General features: G+C 69.3%; 19 protein-coding genes. 12 read left to right on the forward strand and 7 right to left on the reverse strand.

Features of this window, described 5'->3' with window-relative positions:
* The first annotated feature begins 90 nt into the window (after positions 1–90).
* On the forward strand, positions 91–681 hold the full coding sequence (locus R4I43_RS13700; protein WP_324265991.1) for a transporter substrate-binding domain-containing protein: 591 nt from the start codon (positions 91–93) through the stop codon (positions 679–681).
* A gap of 49 nt (positions 682–730) precedes the next feature.
* Here the strand turns inward: R4I43_RS13700 and R4I43_RS13705 are convergent, their stop codons facing one another.
* The 4 genes from R4I43_RS13705 to R4I43_RS13720 form a co-directional block, all read right to left on the reverse strand.
* Positions 731–1,600 carry an amino acid ABC transporter permease gene (locus R4I43_RS13705; protein WP_324265992.1) on the reverse strand — a complete coding sequence of 290 codons (870 nt, stop codon included), beginning with the start codon at positions 1,598–1,600 and terminating at the stop codon, positions 731–733.
* Entirely contained in the window at positions 1,597–2,247 is a 651-nt protein-coding gene (locus R4I43_RS13710) for an amino acid ABC transporter permease (protein WP_324265993.1), read from the reverse strand. The genes R4I43_RS13705 and R4I43_RS13710 overlap by 4 nt, the downstream gene beginning before the upstream one ends.
* Before the next feature lie 68 nt (positions 2,248–2,315).
* Positions 2,316–3,188, reverse strand: coding sequence for a glutamate ABC transporter substrate-binding protein (locus R4I43_RS13715; RefSeq protein ID WP_324265994.1), 873 nt, complete (start codon positions 3,186–3,188; stop codon positions 2,316–2,318).
* Positions 3,189–3,253: 65 nt separating this feature from the next.
* A complete protein-coding gene (locus R4I43_RS13720) occupies positions 3,254–3,982 on the reverse strand; it encodes an amino acid ABC transporter ATP-binding protein (protein ID WP_324266158.1) in 729 nt (242 codons plus the stop codon).
* Positions 3,983–4,260: 278 nt separating this feature from the next.
* Here R4I43_RS13720 and miaB point away from each other — a divergent pair, with 278 nt between their 5' ends.
* Together miaB and R4I43_RS13730 are read left to right on the forward strand one after the other, a co-directional pair.
* Positions 4,261–5,745 (forward strand): tRNA (N6-isopentenyl adenosine(37)-C2)-methylthiotransferase MiaB, encoded by a 1,485-nt coding sequence (gene miaB, locus R4I43_RS13725; RefSeq protein ID WP_324265995.1) that lies wholly within the window; start codon positions 4,261–4,263, stop codon positions 5,743–5,745.
* Positions 5,733–6,185 carry an Rv2732c family membrane protein gene (locus tag R4I43_RS13730; RefSeq protein WP_407691244.1) on the forward strand — a complete coding sequence of 151 codons (453 nt, stop codon included), beginning with the start codon at positions 5,733–5,735 and terminating at the stop codon, positions 6,183–6,185. Before miaB ends, R4I43_RS13730 begins: the two co-directional genes overlap by 13 nt.
* Before the next feature lie 83 nt (positions 6,186–6,268).
* On the opposite strand, the gene R4I43_RS13735 is transcribed toward R4I43_RS13730, so the two are convergent.
* Entirely contained in the window at positions 6,269–7,594 is a 1,326-nt protein-coding gene (locus tag R4I43_RS13735) for a DUF349 domain-containing protein (RefSeq protein ID WP_324265997.1), read from the reverse strand.
* 332 nt (positions 7,595–7,926) lie between these two features.
* On the opposite strand from R4I43_RS13735, the gene R4I43_RS13740 reads away from it, so the two are divergent.
* The 5 genes from R4I43_RS13740 (at position 7,927) to R4I43_RS13760 (ending at position 13,030) form a co-directional block, all read left to right on the forward strand.
* Positions 7,927–8,622: a class III extradiol ring-cleavage dioxygenase family protein gene (locus R4I43_RS13740; RefSeq protein ID WP_324265998.1), complete on the forward strand. Its 696-nt coding sequence runs from the start codon at positions 7,927–7,929 to the stop codon at positions 8,620–8,622.
* A gap of 29 nt (positions 8,623–8,651) precedes the next feature.
* Complete coding sequence (miaA, locus tag R4I43_RS13745; RefSeq protein WP_324265999.1) at positions 8,652–9,563, forward strand: tRNA (adenosine(37)-N6)-dimethylallyltransferase MiaA; 912 nt, start codon at positions 8,652–8,654, stop codon at positions 9,561–9,563.
* A 9-nt stretch (positions 9,564–9,572) separates the two neighbouring features.
* Positions 9,573–10,415 (forward strand): diaminopimelate epimerase, encoded by an 843-nt coding sequence (dapF, locus tag R4I43_RS13750; RefSeq protein WP_324266000.1) that lies wholly within the window; start codon positions 9,573–9,575, stop codon positions 10,413–10,415.
* A 166-nt stretch (positions 10,416–10,581) separates the two neighbouring features.
* Positions 10,582–12,015: a GTPase HflX gene (hflX, locus tag R4I43_RS13755; RefSeq protein WP_324266159.1), complete on the forward strand. Its 1,434-nt coding sequence runs from the start codon at positions 10,582–10,584 to the stop codon at positions 12,013–12,015.
* Positions 12,005–13,030 (forward strand): SdiA-regulated/phytase-like domain-containing protein, encoded by a 1,026-nt coding sequence (locus R4I43_RS13760; RefSeq protein ID WP_324266001.1) that lies wholly within the window; start codon positions 12,005–12,007, stop codon positions 13,028–13,030. The genes hflX and R4I43_RS13760 overlap by 11 nt, the downstream gene beginning before the upstream one ends.
* Positions 13,031–13,039: 9 nt before the next feature.
* Here the strand turns inward: R4I43_RS13760 and lexA are convergent, their stop codons facing one another.
* Positions 13,040–13,705: a transcriptional repressor LexA gene (gene lexA, locus R4I43_RS13765; RefSeq protein ID WP_324266160.1), complete on the reverse strand. Its 666-nt coding sequence runs from the start codon at positions 13,703–13,705 to the stop codon at positions 13,040–13,042.
* A gap of 295 nt (positions 13,706–14,000) precedes the next feature.
* Between lexA and R4I43_RS13770 the strand changes: the two genes are divergently transcribed.
* The 4 genes from R4I43_RS13770 (at position 14,001) to R4I43_RS13785 (ending at position 18,869) form a co-directional block, all read left to right on the forward strand.
* On the forward strand, positions 14,001–14,474 hold the full coding sequence (locus R4I43_RS13770) for a LysM peptidoglycan-binding domain-containing protein (protein ID WP_324266002.1): 474 nt from the start codon (positions 14,001–14,003) through the stop codon (positions 14,472–14,474).
* A 261-nt stretch (positions 14,475–14,735) separates the two neighbouring features.
* Positions 14,736–15,227, forward strand: a complete 492-nt coding sequence (nrdR, locus tag R4I43_RS13775) for a transcriptional regulator NrdR (protein ID WP_324266003.1) — start codon at positions 14,736–14,738, stop codon at positions 15,225–15,227.
* Positions 15,228–15,406: 179 nt separating this feature from the next.
* Positions 15,407–18,232, forward strand: a complete 2,826-nt coding sequence (locus R4I43_RS13780) for a vitamin B12-dependent ribonucleotide reductase (RefSeq protein WP_324266004.1) — start codon at positions 15,407–15,409, stop codon at positions 18,230–18,232.
* A 202-nt stretch (positions 18,233–18,434) separates the two neighbouring features.
* Positions 18,435–18,869 carry a hypothetical protein gene (locus tag R4I43_RS13785; RefSeq protein ID WP_324266005.1) on the forward strand — a complete coding sequence of 145 codons (435 nt, stop codon included), beginning with the start codon at positions 18,435–18,437 and terminating at the stop codon, positions 18,867–18,869.
* Positions 18,870–18,937: 68 nt separating this feature from the next.
* On the opposite strand, the gene R4I43_RS13790 is transcribed toward R4I43_RS13785, so the two are convergent.
* Positions 18,938–20,215 (reverse strand): aminotransferase class I/II-fold pyridoxal phosphate-dependent enzyme, encoded by a 1,278-nt coding sequence (locus tag R4I43_RS13790; RefSeq protein WP_324266006.1) that lies wholly within the window; start codon positions 20,213–20,215, stop codon positions 18,938–18,940.
* Between the last annotated feature and the right edge of the window lie 202 nt (positions 20,216–20,417).

Below are 20,417 nucleotides of genomic sequence, written 5' to 3' on the forward strand. Positions count from 1 at the left end.
ACAATCGATCCAGTCAGTGGGAAGCCGTTCCCGCTCGACACGGGGCGTGCGCGATCATGGTCGGGACGACCCGATGGTGAAGGAGTGGTTGTGCGGAATCGCCTGCTCGCAGTGGCGGCACTGGCCGTCGTCCTGACCGGGTGCGGGCAGTCGGAACCCGCCGCGCCACCACCGCCGCCGGCCCCGGGAATCCCGGCACCGGTGCCGAGCTCCTCGGCGGGCAGCGAGGTGGAGCTGGGCAGCTCGCCGACGCTGACCGCGATCAAGCAGCGCAAGGAGCTGATGGTGGGGGTGCGCGCCGACGAGCCGAAGTTCGTCACCCGCGACCCCGCTGGTGGCTACCGGGGTTTCGACGCCGACATCGCCCGGGACCTCGCCCGCCGCATGGGGCTCAACCCCGATTCGCAGGTGCAGTTCCGCCGCCTGCCCCCGACGCTGCTGCGCGACGCCGTGGGCGCGGGCAACGTCGACCTCCTGCTCGGCGGCACCGCCGACGTCCCGCAGCTCACCCAGATCCCGTACGCGGTCACCGACACCGAGCGGAACCTCGTCATCAAGTCCGACGACCCCAAGCTCGCCGAAGAGCTCCGCGGCATGCTCCAGGCCGCCGTCGCCGACGGCACCTGGCAACGGGCCCACGACCAGAACCTGGCGCCCCAGGGGATCTCGGCGCACCCGTGACGAGAACGGGCGCCTCCGCGTGGGAGACGCCCGTTCCGGGTGGCACCGCTCAGTCGCCGGCTGTGGCGCTCTGCCGGGCCTCGACCGTGCCCAGCTTGCCCTTGCGGCCCTGGCTGAACCGGCGTTCGGTGTAGACCGCCAACCTGCTCAGCGCGTAGTTGATGACGATGAAGATCGCAGCGACCACGACGTAGGTCTGGATCGGGTTGTTGAGGTTCTGGATGATCACCTGGGCTTCCCGCACCACGTCGACGTAGGCGACGATGAAGCCCAGCGAGGTGTCCTTGACGATCACCACGAGCTGGCTGATCAGCGCGGGCAGCATCGCCCGGAACGCCTGCGGCAGCAGCACCGAGCTCAGCACCTGACCGCGACGCAGCCCGATCGCGTAGGCGGCCTCGCTCTGCCCCTTGGGCAGCGCCAGGATCCCGGCGCGCACGATCTCGGCGATGATCACCGAGTTGTACGCGGTCAGGCCGATCACCAGGAACCACATCGGCGACAGGTCCAGGCCGAACGAGGGCAGCACCCGGAACGCGAAGAAGACCATGATCACGACCGGGACGCCGCGCAGCAGCTCCACCACGCCGACCACGAGCCACCGGTACCACGGCGCGCTCACGACCCGGGTGATCGCCAGCAGGGTGCCGATGACCAGCGAGAACACCATCGCCAGCACGGCGGCCGTGAGCGTGCCCAGCAGGCCGGTGCCCATCAGGCCCCACAGCGCGGTGAAGGTGCCGTTGGTCGGGTCCAGCAGGGGACCCCACTTCTCGGCGGTCAGCTGCCCCTGCACGCCCAGCGTGTAGACGACCCAGCCGACGACGGCGAGCAGCAGCAGGCCGACGACGCCGCTGGCCACCAGCGAGCGGCGCTTCGCCTGCGGGCCGGGGGTTTCGTAGAGGACGGCGTTGGTCATCGCGCGATCGCCACCTTCCGCTCCAGGTACCCCAGCAGCAGACCGGCCGGGATGGTGATCACCAGGTAGCCCAGGACCACGCCGATCAGCACCGGCAGGGCTGCCAGACCGCGCGCCGAGGTCAGCGTGTCACCGACCGAGAAGAGGTCCCCGCCGACGCCGAAGGCGCCCACCAGGGCCGAGTTCTTGATCATCGCGATGATCACGTTGCCCAGCGGCGGGACCACCGTGCGCACCGCCTGCGGCAGCACGACCAGCGACAGCGACTGGCCGAAGGTCAGCCCCACGGCCCGCGCCGCCTCGGCCTGACCGGCCGGAACCGCGTTGATGCCGCTTCGGATCGCCTCGCAGACGAACGCCGAGGTGTAGAGCGCCAGGCCGATCGTGCCGAACCAGAAGTAGGAGCCGTTGATGCCCAGCTCCGGCAGCCCGAAGGCCATGAAGAACAGCACCACGGTCAGCGGGCAGTTGCGCAGCACGTTGACCCAGCTGGTCCCGGCCGCGCGCAGCGGAGGCAGCGGGGAGACCCGGAAGCCGGCCGCGATGGTGCCGATGACCAGCGCGAGCAGACCCGCCAGCAGGCAGATCTCCAGGGTGCGCACGAGGCCGCTCAGGTACAGCGGCAGGTTGTCGATGATGACTTGCACAGATTCCACTCCGGCCAAGAGATGAGGGTGCCGACCGGTTCGGACGGCACCCTCATTCCGCGATCAGGTCAGCTGCAGGGGTCGGCTTGCGGGAGGTTCGGCGTCTGCTTGGACACCTTGCCCGCGGTGGCCTGCCAGGCCTTCGCGTAGGTGCCGTCCTGGCTCGCCTTCGCGAGGGTCTGGTTGATGAACTCGCAGAACTTCGTGTCGCCCTTCTTGATGCCGACGCCGTAGGGCTCTTCGGTGAAGGGCTTCTCCAGGAGCTTGAACTGGCCGCCGCTCTGCTCGACCAGACCCATCAGGATCACGTTGTCCGTGGTCACGGCCTGGACCTGGCCGGTGCGCAGCGCGTCGGAGCACTTGGAGTAGACGTCGAAGAGAACCAGGTTCTGCGGGTCGACGTGCTCCTTGATCTTCTCGGCCGGGGTCGAGCCCGTCACCGAGCAGACCTTCGCGCCGGTCGCCCGCAGCGTCTCCGGACCGGTGATCTGGGCGTTGTCGGACTTGACCATGATGTCCTGACCGGCCTGGTAGTACGGCCCGGCGAAGCTGATCCGCTGCTTGCGCGAATCGTTGATCGTGTAGGTCGCGATGACCATGTCCACGCGGTCTTGCTCGATGATCTCCTCGCGGGTCTTGCTCGGCGCCTCGACCCACTGGATCTTGTCCGGCGCGATGCCCATCTTCGCCGCGATCAGCTTGGACATCTCGACGTCGAAGCCCTGCGGCTTGCCGTCGAGGCCGTTGAGGCCGAACAGCGGCTGGTCGATCTTGGTGCCGATCCGGATGGTGCCGGCCTGCTTGAGCTTGGCCATGGTGGTGTCCGGCTCGAACTGCGCGTTCTGGTCCACCGGGATCTCCGGAGCACCGCCTCCGGCCAGCTGGTTCTCGCCGCCCCCGCCGCAGGCGGACAACGCCAGGGCCAGCGATGCCGTCAGCACCGTGACCAGACGAAACCTATTGCCTCGCATCTGCTTACGCCTCTCTGTGCAGTGGGTGGTGACACTCAGTGGGTGAGGATCTTGCCGAGGAAGTCCTTGGCCCGGTCGCTCTTCGGCTCCGCGAAGAACTTCTCGGGCGCGGCGTCCTCGACGACCTCGCCATCGGCCATGAACAGCACGCGGTGCGCGGCGCGGCGGGCGAAGCCCATCTCGTGCGTGATGACGAGCATGGTCATGCCCTCGTCGGCTAGGCCGGTCATCACGTCGAGCACCTCGTTGACCATCTCCGGGTCCAGCGCGGAGGTCGGCTCGTCGAAGAGCATGACCTTCGGCTTCATCGCCAGCGCCCGGGCGATCGCCGCCCGCTGCTGCTGGCCGCCGGAGAGCTGGGCCGGGTACTTCTCGGCCTGGTCGGTGATGCCGACCCGCTCCAGCAGCTTCATCGCGTCGCGCTGCGCCTCGTCCCGGTTCTGCCCGCGGACCTTGATCGGCCCGAGCGTGACGTTCTCCAGGATCGTCTTGTGCGCGAAGAGGTTGAACTGCTGGAAGACCATTCCGACGTCGGCGCGCAGCTCGGCCAGGGCACGTCCTTCGGCGGGCAGCGGCACGCCGTCGATCTCGATCGAGCCGGAGTTGATCGGCTCCAGCCGGTTGATTGCCCGGCACAGCGTCGACTTGCCGGAGCCGGAGGGCCCCAGCACGACGACGACCTGTCCCTTGGGCACTTCGAGGTCGATCGACCGCAGCACGTGCAGTGAGCCGAAGAACTTGTCGACCGCGGACATCCGGATCATCGGAACGTCCGTGGGGGCTGCGGTCATTCAGTGCTCCCGAATGCGTCGTTTGTGGAATTCTTTGGCCGAAACTTAAGCCTGTCGTGGCTCCGGAGTCCAGAGGTTGGGATCGATGCGTTGTTGCAACTCCGTTACGCACCGGAGTTGGTGTAGTCCTCTCTCGTCGCCGATTCCGGAATCCTGATTCCGCTCCGTAATCGACGGGGCGAGCGCCTGACCGCTCCATCATCGGTCCGGGCGGGTGAATCGGCGATCTGACCAGGCGCTACCGTGGAACGGTGAGCACGAAGACGTACGAGATCCGCACTTTCGGCTGCCAGATGAACGTGCACGATTCCGAGCGGCTCGCGGGCATGCTGGAGGACGCCGGGTACGTGCGGGCCGACAACGGCGGGGAGATGCCCGCCGACGTGGTCGTGTTCAACACCTGCGCCGTGCGCGAGAACGCCGACAACCGGCTCTACGGCACGCTCGGCCACATGCGTCCGCAGAAGGACGTCAACCCGAACATGCAGATCGCCGTCGGTGGCTGCCTCGCGCAGAAGGACCGCGACACGATCGTCAAGAAGGCGCCCTGGGTCGACGTCGTCTTCGGCACCCACAACCTCGGCTCGCTGCCCACGCTGCTGGAACGCGCGCGGCACAACCAGGAGGCCGAGGTCGAGATCCTGGAGTCGCTGGACGTCTTCCCGTCCACGCTCCCGGCCCGCCGCGACTCCGCCTACTCCGGCTGGGTGTCGGTGTCGGTGGGCTGCAACAACACCTGCACCTTCTGCATCGTGCCCGCGCTGCGCGGCAAGGAGAAGGACCGCCGGCCCGGCGAGATCCTCTCCGAGGTCGAGGCGCTGGTCTCCGAGGGCGTGCTCGAGGTGACCCTGCTGGGCCAGAACGTCAACGCCTACGGCGTGGAGTTCGGCGACCGCTTCGCCTTCGGCAAGCTGCTGCGCTCCTGCGGCGAGATCGACGGGCTCGAGCGGGTCCGCTTCACCTCGCCGCACCCGCGCGACTTCACCGACGACGTCATCGAGGCGATGGCCGAGACGCCCAACGTCTGCCCGCAGCTGCACATGCCGCTGCAGTCCGGCTCGGACCGGATCCTCAAGGCGATGCGCCGCTCCTACCGCAGCGAGCGGTTCCTCGACATCGTCGGCAAGGTCCGCGCCGCCATGCCCGAGGCCGCCATCACCACCGACATCATCGTCGGGTTCCCCGGGGAGACCGAGGAGGACTTCGAGGCCACGATGGAGGTCGTGCGCCGCGCCCGGTTCTCCAGCGCCTTCACCTTCCAGTACTCCAAGCGCCCCGGCACGCCCGCCGCGGACATGCCCGACCAGCTGCCCAAGGAGGTCGTCCAGCAGCGCTACGACCGGTTGGTCGCGCTGCAGAACGAGATCTCCTGGGAGGAGAACAAGAAGATCGTCGGCCGCGAGGTCGAGCTTCTGGTGGCCGAGGGGGAGGGCCGCAAGGACGCCGAGACCCACCGGTTGTCCGGCCGCGCCCGCGACGGCCGCCTGGTGCACTTCACGCCGACCGGCGCGCTCGACGGTGAGATCCGCCCGGGCGACCTGGTGCGCACCACGATCACCCGCGCCGCTCCGCACCACCTGGTCGCCGACACCGACATCACCGGCCACCGCCGGACCCGCGCGGGTGACCACTGGGAAGAGGGCGTGCGGCCCAAGACCTCCGGGGTCAGCCTCGGGCTGCCCTCTATCGGCGCCCCGGCTCCGCAGCCGGCGGCGCAGCAGGGATGTGCGTGTTGAGCGAGGAACAGGACGTCAAAGCCCGCGGTGAGGTGCTGAGGCGTTTCGACCCGGGCACGAAGGCGCTGGTCATCGCCACGGTGATGCTGGTGCTAGTGGTGAGCTCCTTGCTGCCGTGGGTCGGTGGCAGCCCCGGGTGGGAGGTGCTCACCGGGCAGTCGGACCCGGCGCTGAAGGTGGGGCTGCTGCCGCGGCTGTTCGTGATCAACTCCACCATCGTGGGCCTGGGCTTCGGCGCGCTGGCGCTGATCACCCGCCGGTGGGGCGCGGCGTTCCTGGCCGGAATCGCCGGTGTGGTCGTCGCCTTCGAAGGCATGATCGCGATCTGGTCGCGCCAGACCAGCGGCCAGGGCGGCCCTGGCATCGGGCTGGTCATCGCGGTCGTCTGCATGGTGGTCCTGGCGGTCCAGTGGATGCGCATCGTCTGGTCCCGCGACTGAGACCTGGGGCAGTTCCGGCTCGAATCAGCCAACACGCACGACGCCCGCACCGAACTCGGCGCGGGCGTCGTCGTTTCTGCAGATCAGCGGCTTGCGATGGCCTGCTCGGCCGCGTGCAGCCACTCGCGCCACTGCGCGGCCTGCTCGTCGGCCTTCTTCGCCCGGCGCTCGTCACCCGCCGCGCGCGCCTTCTCGGCCTGGGCCTCGAACTGCTCCACCCGGTCGCGGAACTGGTCGACCCGGGCCTGAGCCTCCGGGTCGGTGCGGCGCCACTGGGCGTCGACGGCGTCGCGGACCTTGTCGGCCACCGCGCGCAGCCGGCCCTCCAGCTCGCGCATCCGCTCGCGCGGAACCTTGCCGATCTCGTCCCAGCGCTCCTGCACCCGCTGCAGCTGGGCCTGAGCGGCCTTGAGATCCGCTGATGGGTCGATCTGCTCGGCCTCGACCAGCAGCTCTTCCTTGAGCTTGGCGTTCGCCGCGAACTCGGCGTCACGCTCGGAGAACGCCTCCGAACGGCGGCTGAAGAACCGGTCCTGCGCTGTGCGGAAGCGCTGCCACAGGGCTTCGTCGCTGTCCTTCGGCGCGCGCCCGGCGGCCTTCCACTCCGCCATGAGCTGCTTGTAGCGGTTGGCCGTCTCGCCCCAGTCGCTGGACTCGGTGAGCGCCTCGGCCTCCTCGACCAGCTCCTGCTTGCGGGCCTTGGACGCCGCGCGCTGCCGGTCCAGCTCGGCGAAGTGCGAGCCGCGTCGGCGGCTGAAGGCGTCGCGGGCCTTGGAGAACCGCCGCCACAGCTGCTCGTCGGTCTTGCGGTCGACGCCGCGGACCTTCTTCCACTCCTCGAGGATCTGCCGCAGCCGGTCACCCGCCGACTTCCAGTGCGTCGACTCGTGGGCGATCTCCTCGGCCTCGGCGACCAGCACCTCCTTGCGGGCGATCGCCTCGGCGCGGGCGCGCTCCTTCTCGTGCTTGGCGCCTTCGACGGCTTCCTCGGCACGGGCCAACAGGTGTTCGATGCGGGCGCTCAGCGCTGCCAGGTCACCGATCACCGCGGCCTCGGTCAACGACTCCTGAAGATGCTTCGCGCTGGTCAGGGTGTGCTTGGGCTCGCCGGCGTGGGTGCCCAGCCGGGTCTCCAGCAGCTCCACCTCGGTGACCATGTCGTCGAACTTGCGGGCGTAGAGGGCGAGGCCTTCGGCCGCATCACCGGCTTGCCAGGAACCGATTGCCCGCTCGCCGTCGGCGGTGCTCACGTACACCGTGCCGTCGGCGTCCACCCGGCCCCACTTGGCCGGATCCGCGGAAGCTTTCGGTACTGCGGGCGCGACCGCGGGTGACCCGGTGTTGCTGCTGGTCGAGTCCGCGACCGCCTTGCTGGCGACCGACTCGGGGGTCGTGTCCTGGTGCGTCATGGCCGGCTTCCTCCTTGCGTGCCCGCTCCGATGCCCGTGTCCGGCACGGGCGCCCCGCATGCGCGGGGCCCAGCAAGCGTCAGCCCGAACCGTCGGATGGTCCGGCCTCCGCTGGCGCATTCAAACAGGTCAACAGCCGATCCGGTACTCCACGCCCGAATCGGTGTCCGGCTGAAACCTCGCGGCGGCATGACCTGCACGGCGTCATTGTCATCGGTCACCCACCTGGCGGCAGCGAGCAGGGTGCCGGTGCCTCGCACCGGTTCGTCCCGCCGCGGTGTGCGGCCACCTGCTGCAGCCAACTCGTCCGTGACCTCATAACGTGCACGGATGTGATCACCCGTGTCGCCGTCGTTCCGTACCCGCCGCTGCTGGTTCCCGCGCTGACCGTGCGGGCCGATGCCGAAACCGAGCGGTTGCGGGGCGCCTGTTTGCGCGCCGTGTCCAGTCTGGCGGATTCGAGCGCCGAATGGGTGGTCGTTGGCGTAGATCAATCCGGCCCGATCCGATTCAGTTCCGACACCGCGGGCACCTTCGCCGGCTTCGGCCGCGACGTCCAGGTCTCGCTCGGCGGATCGGCGGAGCCGGACCCACGCCTGCCGCTGCCCGCGCTGATCGCCGGACTGCTGCGCGAGCAGGCGGGTGCCCGCGCCGTCGAGGTGCGCCTGCTCGCCCCCGGCACACCGGCCGAGGAATGCCGTGACCTGGGTTCCGAGCTCGCCGGTACCGGCACGGCGCTGCTCGTCCTCGCCGAGGGCACCAACCGCGCCGACGAGCGCTCCCCGCACGCGCCCGACCCGCGCGCCCAGCCCCTGGACGACCGGCTGGCCGAGGCGCTGGCCGAGGTCGACGCCGAGACCCTGCAGGCTCTGGACCCCGAGCTCTGCGCGGAACTCGGCGTCCCCCGGGAGGCTCTGCAGGTGCTACCGGGTGTGGTCACCGAGGGCACCTGGAGGGGTGAACTCCTCTACTCGGCCACCCCGTTCGGCGTGACATACAACGTCGCCACCTGGACCAGGGAGGTCTGACCGGCCGGGGGAGCTCCTAGAGTTCAGGTGTGTCCTCACTCCCGCACCCCGTCGCCGTCGTCGGGCCGACCGCGACCGGCAAGTCAGACCTGGCCGTGGAACTCGCCGAACGGCTCGACGGCGAGGTGATCAACGCCGACGCCATGCAGCTCTACCGCGGGATGGACATCGGCACCGCCAAGCTCACGGTCGAGGAGCGGCGCGGCGTCCCGCACCACCAGCTCGACGTCCTCGACGTCACCGAAACCGCCTCGGTCGCCGCGTACCAGCGCGCGGCCCGCGCCACCGTCGAGGACGTCCTCGCGCGCGGTCGCACCCCGATCCTGGTCGGTGGGTCCGGCCTCTACGTGCAGGCCGTGGTCGACGACCTGTCGTTCCCCGGAACCGACCCGCAGGTGCGGCAGAAGTACGAGGACGAGCTGGCCCGGCTCGGGCCGGTGGCGCTGCACCGCAGGCTCGCCGAACTCGACCCCGCCGCGGCGGCGGCCATCCTGACCAGCAACGGGCGGCGCATCGTGCGCGCGCTGGAGGTCATCGAGATCACCGGCCGGCCGTTCTCGGCGAACCTGCCCACCCCCGGGCCGCCCCGCTACGGAACCGTGCTCGTGGGACTGGACCGGCCTGCCGAGGACCTCGACGACCGCGTCGACGAGCGCGTGACCCGCATGTTCGACGCTGGCCTGGCCGAGGAGGTGCGGCGACTGGAGGAGCAGGGGCTCCGGCACGGCCGCACCGCCAGCCGGGCCCTGGGCTACCAGCAGGTCCTGGCCGAGTTCGACGGCGCGGACGACATGACCGCCGCGGCGGCCGAGACCGCGCGCCTGACCCGCCGCTTCGTCCGGCGGCAGCGCTCGTGGTTTCGCCGCGACGAGCGCATCCACTGGTTCGACGCCGCCGGACCCGCGCTTGCCGACGATGTCCTTGCCCTGGTGAATCCGTAGACTGGCGGTGTGCACGCCTTCGGAGGACCCGAGTACATCAAGGGCCACGGGACCCAGAACGACTTCGTCATCCTGCCCGACCCGGACGGTGAGCTGGAGCTCACCGACGACCGGGTGCGCGCGCTGTGCGACCGGCAGCGCGGCCTGGGCGCCGACGGCGTGCTGCGCGTGATCCGAGCGGGCAACCTGCCCGACGCCCCCGCCGACGTCCCGTACGACGTGTGGTTCATGGACTACCGCAACGCCGACGGCTCCATCGCCGAGATGTGCGGCAACGGCGTGCGGGTCTTCGCCCGCTACCTGGTCGAATCCGGCTTCGCCCGGCCCGGCGACCTGCCGGTCGGCACCCGCGCCGGCATCCGGCCGGTTCGCACCCACGACGACGGCCGGGTGACCGTCGAGATGGGCCAGGCCAAGATCTTCGGCGAATCCGCCACGACCGTGGCCGGCGTGCACTTCTCCGGCGTCGCCGTCGACGTCGGCAACCCGCACCTGGCCTGCGTCGGAGACCACGACCTCGACGCGCTGGACCTCACGACCGCCCCGCCGCACGACGCGAACCTGTTCCCGGAGGGCGTGAACGTCGAGTTCGTCCGGCCGCTCGGCGGCGAGGAGGTGCGGATGCGCGTGCACGAACGCGGGGTCGGCGAGACCCGCTCCTGCGGCACCGGCACGGTCGCCGCCACCGCCGCCGCCCTGCACACCGCAGGTCACCACACCGGTCGCCGGATCGTGCACGTCCCCGGCGGCACCGTCGAGGTCGAGATCACCGTGAGCGGCTCAACCCTGACCGGCCCCGCCGTGCTCGTCGGCGGCGGGCGGCTCGACGCCGACTGGTGGCAGAACCCGTGACGACCTCCTCGACGAGCCCGAACCCGCAGTCCAGCGCTGCGCGGACGGGCTCAGGCAAGCGCTGTGCGTGAAAATGGGTGGCGCAGCGTGGGACACTGACCCTGAGATGAGAGATTCCTTGACCGCATCCCCAGAGCTCGACCGCGACGCGGCGTTGGAGCAGGACATGGCCGACGCCGACGACTTCGAACCGATCCTCACCGGAGACGAACCGTCCACCGGTGAGATGGAGCTGGAGGAGCGCGCTTCGCTCCGCCGGATCTCCGGTCTGTCCACCGAGCTCGAGGACATCACCGAGGTCGAGTACCGGCGGCTGCGCCTGGAGCGCGTCGTGCTGGTGGGTGTCTGGACCGAGGGCGACGCCGAGCACGCCGACGCCTCGCTGGCCGAGCTCGCCCGCCTCGCCGAGACCGCGGGCTCGGAGGTGCTCGAAGGCATCATCCAGCGCCGCGACCGGCCCGACCCGGGCACCTACGTCGGCTCCGGCAAGGTCCGCGAGCTGCGCGACCTGGTCGCCGCCAACGGCGCTGACACCGTCATCTGCGACGGTGAGCTCTCGCCCGGCCAGCTGCGGCAGCTGGAGGAGAAGCTCAAGGTCAAGGTCGTCGACCGCACCGCGCTGATCCTCGACATCTTCGCCCAGCACGCCCGCTCCAAGGAGGGCAAGGCGCAGGTGGAGCTCGCTCAGCTGCAGTACTTCCTGCCCCGCCTCCGCGGTTGGGGTGAAACGATGTCCCGTCAGGCCGGTGGCCGGGCGGGCGCCAACGGCGGTGTGGGCACCCGCGGTCCCGGTGAGACCAAGCTGGAGACCGACCGCCGGAGCGTCCACAAGCGCATCAGCAAGTTGCGCAAGGAACTGGCCGCGATGAAGACGGTCCGCGGCACCAAGCGCAGCCGTCGCGAGTCCAACGAGATTCCCGGCGTGGCCATCGCCGGCTACACCAACGCCGGGAAGTCCAGCCTGCTCAACGCGCTGACCGGTGCCGGTGTGCTGGTCGAGGACGCGCTGTTCGCCACGCTGGACCCGACCACCCGCAAGGCGGTCACCCCGGACGGCAGGCCGCACACGCTCACCGACACGGTCGGGTTCGTCCGGCACCTGCCGCACCAGCTGGTCGAGGCGTTCCGCTCGACGCTGGAGGAGGTCGCCAGCGCCGACCTGCTGGTCCACGTCGTCGACGGCTCCGAGGCCTCGCCGCACGAGCAGGTCGCGGCGGTGCGCGAGGTGCTCAGCGAGATCTCCGAGGAGCACTCCTCGGAGATGCCGCCGGAACTGCTGGTCGTCAACAAGATCGACTCGATCGACGCGACCAGGATGGCCGAACTGCGCCGCCTGCTGCCGGAAGCGGTGTTCGTCTCCGCGCACAGCGGCAAGGGCATCGAGAAGCTGCGCGAGATCATCGCCGACCGGCTTCCTCGCCCCGAGGTGTTCGTCGACGCCCTGATCCCCTACACCCGGGGTGACCTGGTGGCGCGGCTGCACAACGACGGTGAGGTCGTCGTGGAGGAGCACACGCCGGAGGGCACGCGCGTCCAGGCCAAGGTCCGCCCGGACCTGGCCTCGCTGCTCGAGCCGTTCGCGGCCAACGGTGCGGCCTGACCGAGTCGGCGGCCTGACCGGGGCCGCGCTGCTCGCCGCGTGCGCGGTCCTCACCGGCATGCCCGCGCACGCGCAGTCGGCGCCGGTCGAGCTCTGCACGGTCGAGGACGGCGAGCTCTCGGAGCTGTCCGGGCTGGCCTCCGACGGCGCCAACTGGTACGCCGTCGGCGACGGTGGTTCGTCGGTGCAGGCGTTCGTGCTCGATCCGGCCAGCTGCGAGGTGCGTTCGCAGCGCACCGGCTCGAACAACCCCTACGACGTCGAGGACCTGGCGCTGGCGCCGGACGGCTCCCTGTGGCTGGCCGACACCGGCGACAACCGGCACAACCGGAAGAACGTGGCGCTGCACGTGCTGCCCGCGGGCGGTGGCGCTGCGATGTACCGGTTGTCCTACCCGGACAGTCCGCACGACGCCGAAGCCCTGCTGCTGGACCGGGCAGGGGTGCCCCACATCGTCACCAAGGAGCCCCTCGGCTGGGCCGGGATCTACCGGCCTGCGCGGCCGCTGGACCCGAACGAGACCGTCCCGATGGAACGGGTCGGCTCGGTGTCGCTGCGCGCGACCAAGACACCTGGCGGGCCGCTCGACGGCTCGATGGGTTCGGTCCTGGTGACCGGTGGTTCGGTGAGCCAGGACGGCACGCTGGTGGCGCTGCGCACCTACACCGAGGCCTACGTCTACCGGTCGCCGAACGGCGACGTGCTCGAAGCGCTCAAGGGCGAACCCGTGCGGATTCCGCTGCCGGACGAGGAGCAGGGCGAAGCGATCGCCTGGGAACCCGGCGGCAGCCTGCTGTCAGGTTCAGAGGGCAACGAGCCGATCCGGCGCGTCTCCGGCGCCGACGGGAGTCCGTCGGCCGAGACCACCGGGCAACCGGCTCCCGGCGGCGACGCCGACCAAGCTCAGCCCGCGACCGAGGAGGACGGCACGTCCACCGGTCGCGCACTGCTGTTCGCCGGTGTCATCGCCGCCCTGCTGGTCTACTTCATCGGCTGGCGCCGCAGGAAGGCCTGACCGCCTCGCTCAGAGGCGGCGGAGGACCGCGACGACCTTGCCGAGGATCTGGGCGTCGTCACCCAGGATCGGCTCGTACGCCGAGTTGTGCGGCATCAGCCAGACGTGCTCGTCGGTGCGCTTGAAGGTCTTGACCGTGGCCTCGCCGTCGATCATCGCGGCGACCACCTCGCCGTTGTCGGCATCTGGCTGCTGGCGCACCGCGACCCAGTCGCCGTCGGTGATGGCCAGGTCGACCATCGAGTCACCGACGACCTTCAGCAGGAACAGCGTTCCGTCGCCGACGATCTCCTTCGGCAGCGGGAAGACGTCCTCGATGGACTCCTCGGCGAGGATCGGCCCGCCTGCCGCGATGCGGCCGACGACCGGCACGTAGGCCGGCTTGGTCTGCGTCTCGTTCTCGGACTCGCCGCCGACCAGCACGCCCACCGTGCGCGGCCGGTGCGGGTCGCGGCGCAGGAAGCCCTTCCGCTCCAGCACGCGCAGCTGGTAGGCCACCGACGAGGTCGAGGTCAGCCCGACCGCGTCGCCGATCTCCCGGACGCTGGGTGGGTAGCCGTGCTCGCTCATCCACTCGCGGATGGCTTCCAGCACCTTCAGCTGGCGGTCGCTGAGCTCCTCGGCCGCGGTGGCCTGTTCGGGCACTGTGTCCACCTCGGCAGGGGAGTCCTTGATGTCGTGTACGCGGCCCCCGATAGAGCCGGTCGCATTTCTCGCCACCGCTGCCTCCTGAATCCGTGTGAACTGCGGTGCTGCTCTCGGTCGAACGGCACGCCGCCCCGGAACTGGTCGCCGGTGACCGCTGTCGGCCGCTCGCTTTCCACAGTAGACGCGAGAAACACAGAGATCAAACACCTGTTCGAGTTAATTTCAGGCCCGGGGTCTCGCGTTGAAGGCCACTCTTGGTACACAATCGCACGGAGGTTCGATCGAACAACCTTTCGATCATGGGTTCCGCGCGGGAGGCGACATGACCACGTTCATCGACACAGTACGGCGGGTTCGGCCGGTTGAGCGGGAGTCGCTCGCCGTTCGGCCGGAAGTCGAACCGATCGTGTCGCCGCGACGTCGCGCGGAGGACCGTCGCCCACATGGGCGGGTGATTGAGGCGACCGGTCGTGGCCGCGTCGCCGGGGCCAGATCGTGCGTCCGACCAGGCCGCGAGGTCGGCAGACTCGGCGAGTGGCTGGTCCTGGGTGGCATCGCAGCGGCCGTCTTCCTCGTCGTGGTGCTGGTGGGGCTCTTCGCGTCGGGCGACGCGCCGGTGACGGGAGGTACCACCGTTGTGCAGGTGCGAACGGGGGACACTCTCTGGGGCATCGCGACGCGGACGGCGCCCGATGAGGACCCCCGCGCGGTGGTCGAGCGCATCGTCGAGCTGAACGGTCTCGGGACGACTGCGGCGGAAGCGGGTCGTCACCTGGTGGTGCCGGTCGGTAGCTGACCGAACCACTAGATGTTGTGGTCCGCCGGGTTTTCGCAGCTGGGGCGAGGGGTGCGTCATCCGGCCGGGCGACAAAGGTGTGTCGGTTTGCAACGCGGTCCGGCGCAGGTTTAAAGTCGACCACAACATCTAGTAGTTACGTCCGTGTGGTTAGTCCACAGATTGGGCTTCCAGCTTTGTGGGTACCTCATGGGCGTACGTGGTCGCGGGCTGGTGGGAGTCGGTCGGTGACCACCCAGGGGGAAGGGGGGTGCATGGCCGGTGCGGTGCCCGTTCTGCCGCGGCGATGACTCCAGGGTCGTGGACTCGCGCGAAGTCGAGGACGGCCAGGCGATCCGTCGTCGGCGTTCGTGCTCGACGTGCGGTCGCCGGTTCACGACCATCGAAGAACTGGTGTTGTCGGTCGTGAAGCGGTCGGGCGTCACCGAGCCCTTCAGCCGGGAGAAAGTGGTGACCGGCGTGCGCCGCGCTTGTCAGGGGCGTCCGGTAGAAGAGGACGCACTGCAGCAGTTGGCGCACCAGGTCGAGGAGGCGATCCGGTCCTCCGGCGTCGCCGAGCTGCCGAGCCACGAAGTCGGGCTGGCCATCCTCGGTCCGCTGCGGGAGCTGGACGAAGTCGCCTACCTGCGCTTCGCCAGCGTCTACCGCGCGTACTCCTCGGTGGAGGACTTCGAGAAGGAAATAGCCGACCTGCGGGACGCGAGGGAGATCCGGCGGGACGGCGAGGAACAAGACGTGGAGAGCGGCGGTTGAGCAAGCCGCGACGGCGCGCGTCCCGCAGAGGGGGCGGAAGCGCGAAACGCCATTCGGCTTCCCGGGCGGGGACGCCGAAGAGCACAGAGTCACGACCGAACCGGACGGGGAGCCCGGACGGGGCCGATCAAACGCGACGAGCGACTGAGCGAGCGATGAAGAAGGAAAAGGGGCAGGTCATGACAGAGACCGTCGGTAGCCCGGCCGGCGCAGCGGGGGAGCCGGAAGCAGGTGCCCGCAAGGGCATCCGGGTTGAGCGCGTCTACACCACCGAGGGGGTGCACCCCTACGACGACGTCAAGTGGGAGCGCCGCGACGTGGTGATGACCAACTGGCGGGACGGTTCGATCAACTTCGAGCAGCGCGGGGTCGAGTTCCCCGACTTCTGGTCGTTGAACGCGGTCAACATCGTCACCAGCAAGTACTTCCGCGGTGCCGTCGGCACCGATGAGCGCGAGAGCAGCCTGCGGCAGCTGATCGACCGGGTCGTGAAGACCTACGTCGCGTCCGGTGTCGAGAACGGCTACTTCGCGACCGACGCCGACGCGGAGATCTTCGAGCACGAGCTGACCTACATGCTCTTGCACCAGGTCTTCAGCTTCAACTCGCCGGTCTGGTTCAACGTGGGCACCAGCTCGCGCCAGCAGGTCTCGGCCTGCTTCATCCTGTCGGTCGACGACACGATGGAATCGATCCTCGACTGGTACAAGGAAGAGGGCCTGATCTTCAAGGGCGGCTCGGGCGCCGGGCTGAACCTGTCCCGCATCCGCTCCTCCAAGGAGCTGCTGTCCTCCGGCGGCACCGCTTCCGGGCCGGTCTCGTTCATGCGCGGCGCGGACGCCTCCGCGGGCACCATCAAGTCCGGTGGCGCGACCCGCCGGGCGGCCAAGATGGTCGTGCTCGACGTCGACCACCCCGACGTCGAGGAGTTCATCGAGACCAAGGCGCGCGAGGAGCACAAGATCCGCGCGCTGCGCGACGCCGGGTTCGACATGGACCTCGGTGGTGCGGACGCCAACTCGGTGCAGTACCAGAACGCCAACAACTCGGTGCGCGTCTCCGACGAGTTCATGCGCGCGGTCGAGAGCGACGGCGACTTCGGCCTGCGCTCCCGCACCGACGGCGAAGTCATCGACACCGTCAAGGGCCGCGAGCTGTTCCGCAAGATGGCCAAGGCCGCGTGGGAGTGCGCCGACCCGGGCATCCAGTACGACGACACGATCAACGACTGGCACACCTCGCCGGAGACGGGCCGGATCACCGCGTCCAACCCGTGCTCGGAGTACATGCACCTGGACAACTCCAGCTGCAACCTGGCTTCGCTGAACCTGATGAAGTTCCTGCGCGAGGACCTGACCTTCGACGCGGAGCTGTTCGAGAAGGCCGTCGAGTTCGTCATCACCGCGATGGACATCTCGATCTGCTTCGCGGACTTCCCGACCGAGTCGATCGGCGTCACCACCCGCAAGTTCCGCCAGCTGGGCATCGGCTACGCCAACCTCGGCGCGCTGCTGATGGCCACCGGCCACGCCTACGACTCCGACGGCGGTCGTGCGCTGGCGGCGGCGATCACCTCGCTGATGACCGGCACCGCCTACAAGCGTTCGGCCGAGATGGCCGGCGCCGTCGGCCCGTACGAGGGCTACGCCCGCAACGCCGAGGGCCACCAGCGGGTCATGCGCAAGCACGCCGCGGCCAACGACCTGGTGCGCACCTACCACCACAACGACAAGACCGTGCACAAGCTGGCCACCGAGGTCTGGCAGCAGGGGCTGGAGATCGGCAACCGCAACGGCTGGCGCAACGCCCAGGCGTCGGTGCTGGCCCCCACCGGCACGATCGGTCTGATGATGGACTGCGACACCACCGGTGTCGAGCCCGACCTGGCCCTGGTGAAGTTCAAGAAGCTGGTCGGCGGCGGCTCGATGCAGATCGTCAACCAGACGGTGCCGCGCGCCCTGCAGGCGCTGGGCTACCAGGAAGAGCAGATCGAGGCGATCGTCGAGTACATCGCCGAGCACGGCCACGTCGTCGACGCGCCGGGTCTGCGCCAGGAGCACTACGAGGTCTTCGACTGCGCGATGGGCGAGCGCTCGATCGCCCCGATGGGCCACGTGCGGATGATGGCCGCGGTGCAGCCGTTCATCTCGGGCGCGATCTCCAAGACGGTGAACATGCCGGAGTCGGCGACCGTCGAAGAGGTCGAGGAGCTCTACTTCGAGGGCTGGAAGCTGGGCCTGAAGGCGCTGGCGATCTACCGCGACAACTGCAAGGTCGGCCAGCCGCTGTCCGCCGGCAAGGGTGACAAGGGCGAGTCGGAGAAGGTGGTCGAGAAGCAGATCGAGTACCGCCCGGTCCGCAAGCGCCTGCCGAAGAAGCGCCCGAGCCAGACGGTGTCGTTCACCGTCGGCGGCGCGGAGGGCTACCTGCACGCCGGCTCCTACCCGGACGACGGGCTGGGCGAGATCTTCGTCAAGCTCGGCAAGCAGGGTTCGACCCTGGCCGGTGTGATGGACGCGTTCTCGATGTCGATCTCGGTGGGGCTGCAGTACGGCATCCCGCTGGAGTTCTACGTCTCGAAGTTCCAGAACCTGCGCTTCGAGCCGGCCGGCATGACCGACGACCCGGACATCCGGATGGCCAGCAGCGTCCTGGACTACCTGTTCCGCCGCCTGGCGCTGGACTACCTGCCCTACGAGAAGCGCGCCCAGCTGGGCATCTTCACCGTCGACGAGCGGGAAGCCCAGGTCAACAACACCGAGCCGGCCGCGGCTTCGGACAACGTCGACCTGGACACCATGCGGTCCACCGTGGACTACACCAAGGCCGAGGAGAAGTCCGAGTCCAGGGAGGAGGTCCGCGCGGGTAGCTCCACCGAGCTGCTCGAGCTGCAGCTGGGCAAGGCCGCCGACGCGCCGCTGTGCATGACCTGCGGCACGAAGATGCGCCCGTCCGGCTCCTGCTACCTCTGCGAGGGGTGCGGTTCCACCTCGGGCTGCAGCTGAGCCTGAAGGCTGAATGACCGGAGTCCGGGGTGGGTGTGGCCAACACACCCACCCCGGACTTCTTTCGTGTCAACGCTCTTCGCGTTTGCCCAGCGCGTGCGCGCACGTTCAGGGGACGTCCGCGAGCCGGGGCTCGCGAGAGGACCGGCGGAGAGGCTCCGGTTCGGCACGCTCTTCCACACCGACACAAGCGGAGGTGGAGATGCGGGCACGAAGCTTGCTGAAGAACGCGGTCCTCTTCGCGGCACCTGGGGTTCACGTCGTGACCGTGACCGGGCTTCCGGACCGGTCCGTGACGACCCTGGTGGCCGTGGATCACCGCGGTGAGCTGGTTCTGGAGGACGCCGAGGCCGAGCACTACCTGGACGTGCTGCTGGAGGAGGGATCGCTGGTCTCGCTCGTCCTGCACGTGCTGAGCACCGAGGTGGCGTTCACCGACTCCCAGGGCAGCGAGGTCCTGGTCAAGCACGTCTACGGCTGGTTCATCGAGGACGGCACGATCACGCCGGTCACCGCGGCCGAGGCCTTCGACATCGGCTGCGTCGACCCAAACACGGGTGAACCGGTTCCGCCCCAACCCGGGGTTCGCTACGAAGACGCTTGGCCGCTGGTCCTCGAAGACGAGGGTTCCAGCTGAAACGCGGCAGCGACGACCGAAGGCCGGTGCGATTCCGAGGGACCGCACCGGCCTTCGTCGTGTTCGGATCAGGACTGCTTCGCAGCCAGCAGCTTCTCCGTGGCGACCAAGCGGACGCAGACGGCCAGGCCGGCGGTGGCGGCCTCGACGTCGGCGAGCTCGGGGAAGGTCGGGGCGATGCGGATCACCGAGTCGGCGGGGTCGTCACCGTAGGGGTGGGTCGAACCGGCAGGGGTGAGCGCGATGCCCGCTTCCTTGGCCTTGGCGACGACGGCCTTGGCGCAGCCCTCGGGAACTTCCAGGCTGATGAAGTAGCCACCGACCGGGTTGCTCCACTTGGCCAGGCCGGTGCCGCCCAGCTCGGCGCTGAGGATCTTGTCCACGGCTTCGAACTTGGGGCGGATCAGCGCGGCGTGCTTGCGCATGTGCTCGCGCAGGCCTGCGGCGTCGCGCAGCAGCCGGGCGTGCGCCCGCTGGTTGACCTTGTTCGGGCCGATGCTGCGCTTGGACGTCGAGGCCAGCCACCACTCGATGTTCGCAGGCGAGGAGCCGAAGAACGCCACGCCCGCACCGGCGAACGTGATCTTCGAGGTGGAGCCGAACACGAGTGCGCGCTCCGCGTTTCCGTTCTCGGCGCACAGCGCCAGCAGGTCGGCGATCTCGGCCTCGTCGTCGGTGAGGTGGTGCACCGCGTAGGCGTTGTCCCAGAAGATCCGGAAGTCCGGAGCAGCCGTGCGCATCGCCGCCAGCCGCCGCACGGTCTCGTCGGAGTAGACGGTGCCGTCCGGGTTGCTGTACTTCGGCACACACCAGATGCCCTTGATCCGGGAGTCCTCGGCGACCAGCTGCTCGACGACGTCCATGTCCGGGCCGTCCGGCGTCATCGGAACGTTGATCATCTTGATGCCGAGGCGCTCGGAGAGCGCGAAGTGGCGGTCGTAGCCGGGCACCGGGCACAGGAACGCGATCTCGGGCTCGGCGACCCAGCGCTGCGAGCCGCCGGGAACGCCGTTGAGCAGCGCGAACACCAGCGCGTCGTGCATGAGCTCCAGGCTGGAGTTGCCCGCGGCCAGCAGCTGGTCGACCGGGACCTGCAGACCTTCGCTGAAGATCTCGCGCAGCTCCACCAGGCCGTTGAGGCCACCGTAGTTGCGCAGGTCGGCGCCGTTGGCGTCGGTGCCGCTGCCGAGGTCGAGGAGCTCGTTGGAGAGGTCGAGTTGCTTCGGCGAGGGCTTTCCTCGGGTGATATCCAGTTTCAGGCCACGCGCCACGAGATCTGCGAACTCCTGGTGGGCGCGGTCGCGCTGGGCGGTCAGCTCTTCGATGGTTGAAGCTGGATCGGGCACCGGTTGAATCCTTCGCCGTATCGGGTAACGAGCAGGAAACAGCCTAGTCCTTGTGCCTGGCTTTGTGCGGACGACCTGCGACCAAGCCAACTCCGCCCCGCTCAGGTATGACGTGGATCACCTGATTTCGCAGGTCATGGCGTCACGTCCGGGACGCCCGACTCGTCTGCTCGGTGTCACTTCGAAGGAGAGGACCGAAACC

The organism is Saccharopolyspora mangrovi, assembly GCF_035320975.1.
In the GTDB taxonomy this organism is placed as follows: Bacteria; Actinomycetota; Actinomycetes; order Mycobacteriales; family Pseudonocardiaceae; genus Saccharopolyspora; species Saccharopolyspora mangrovi.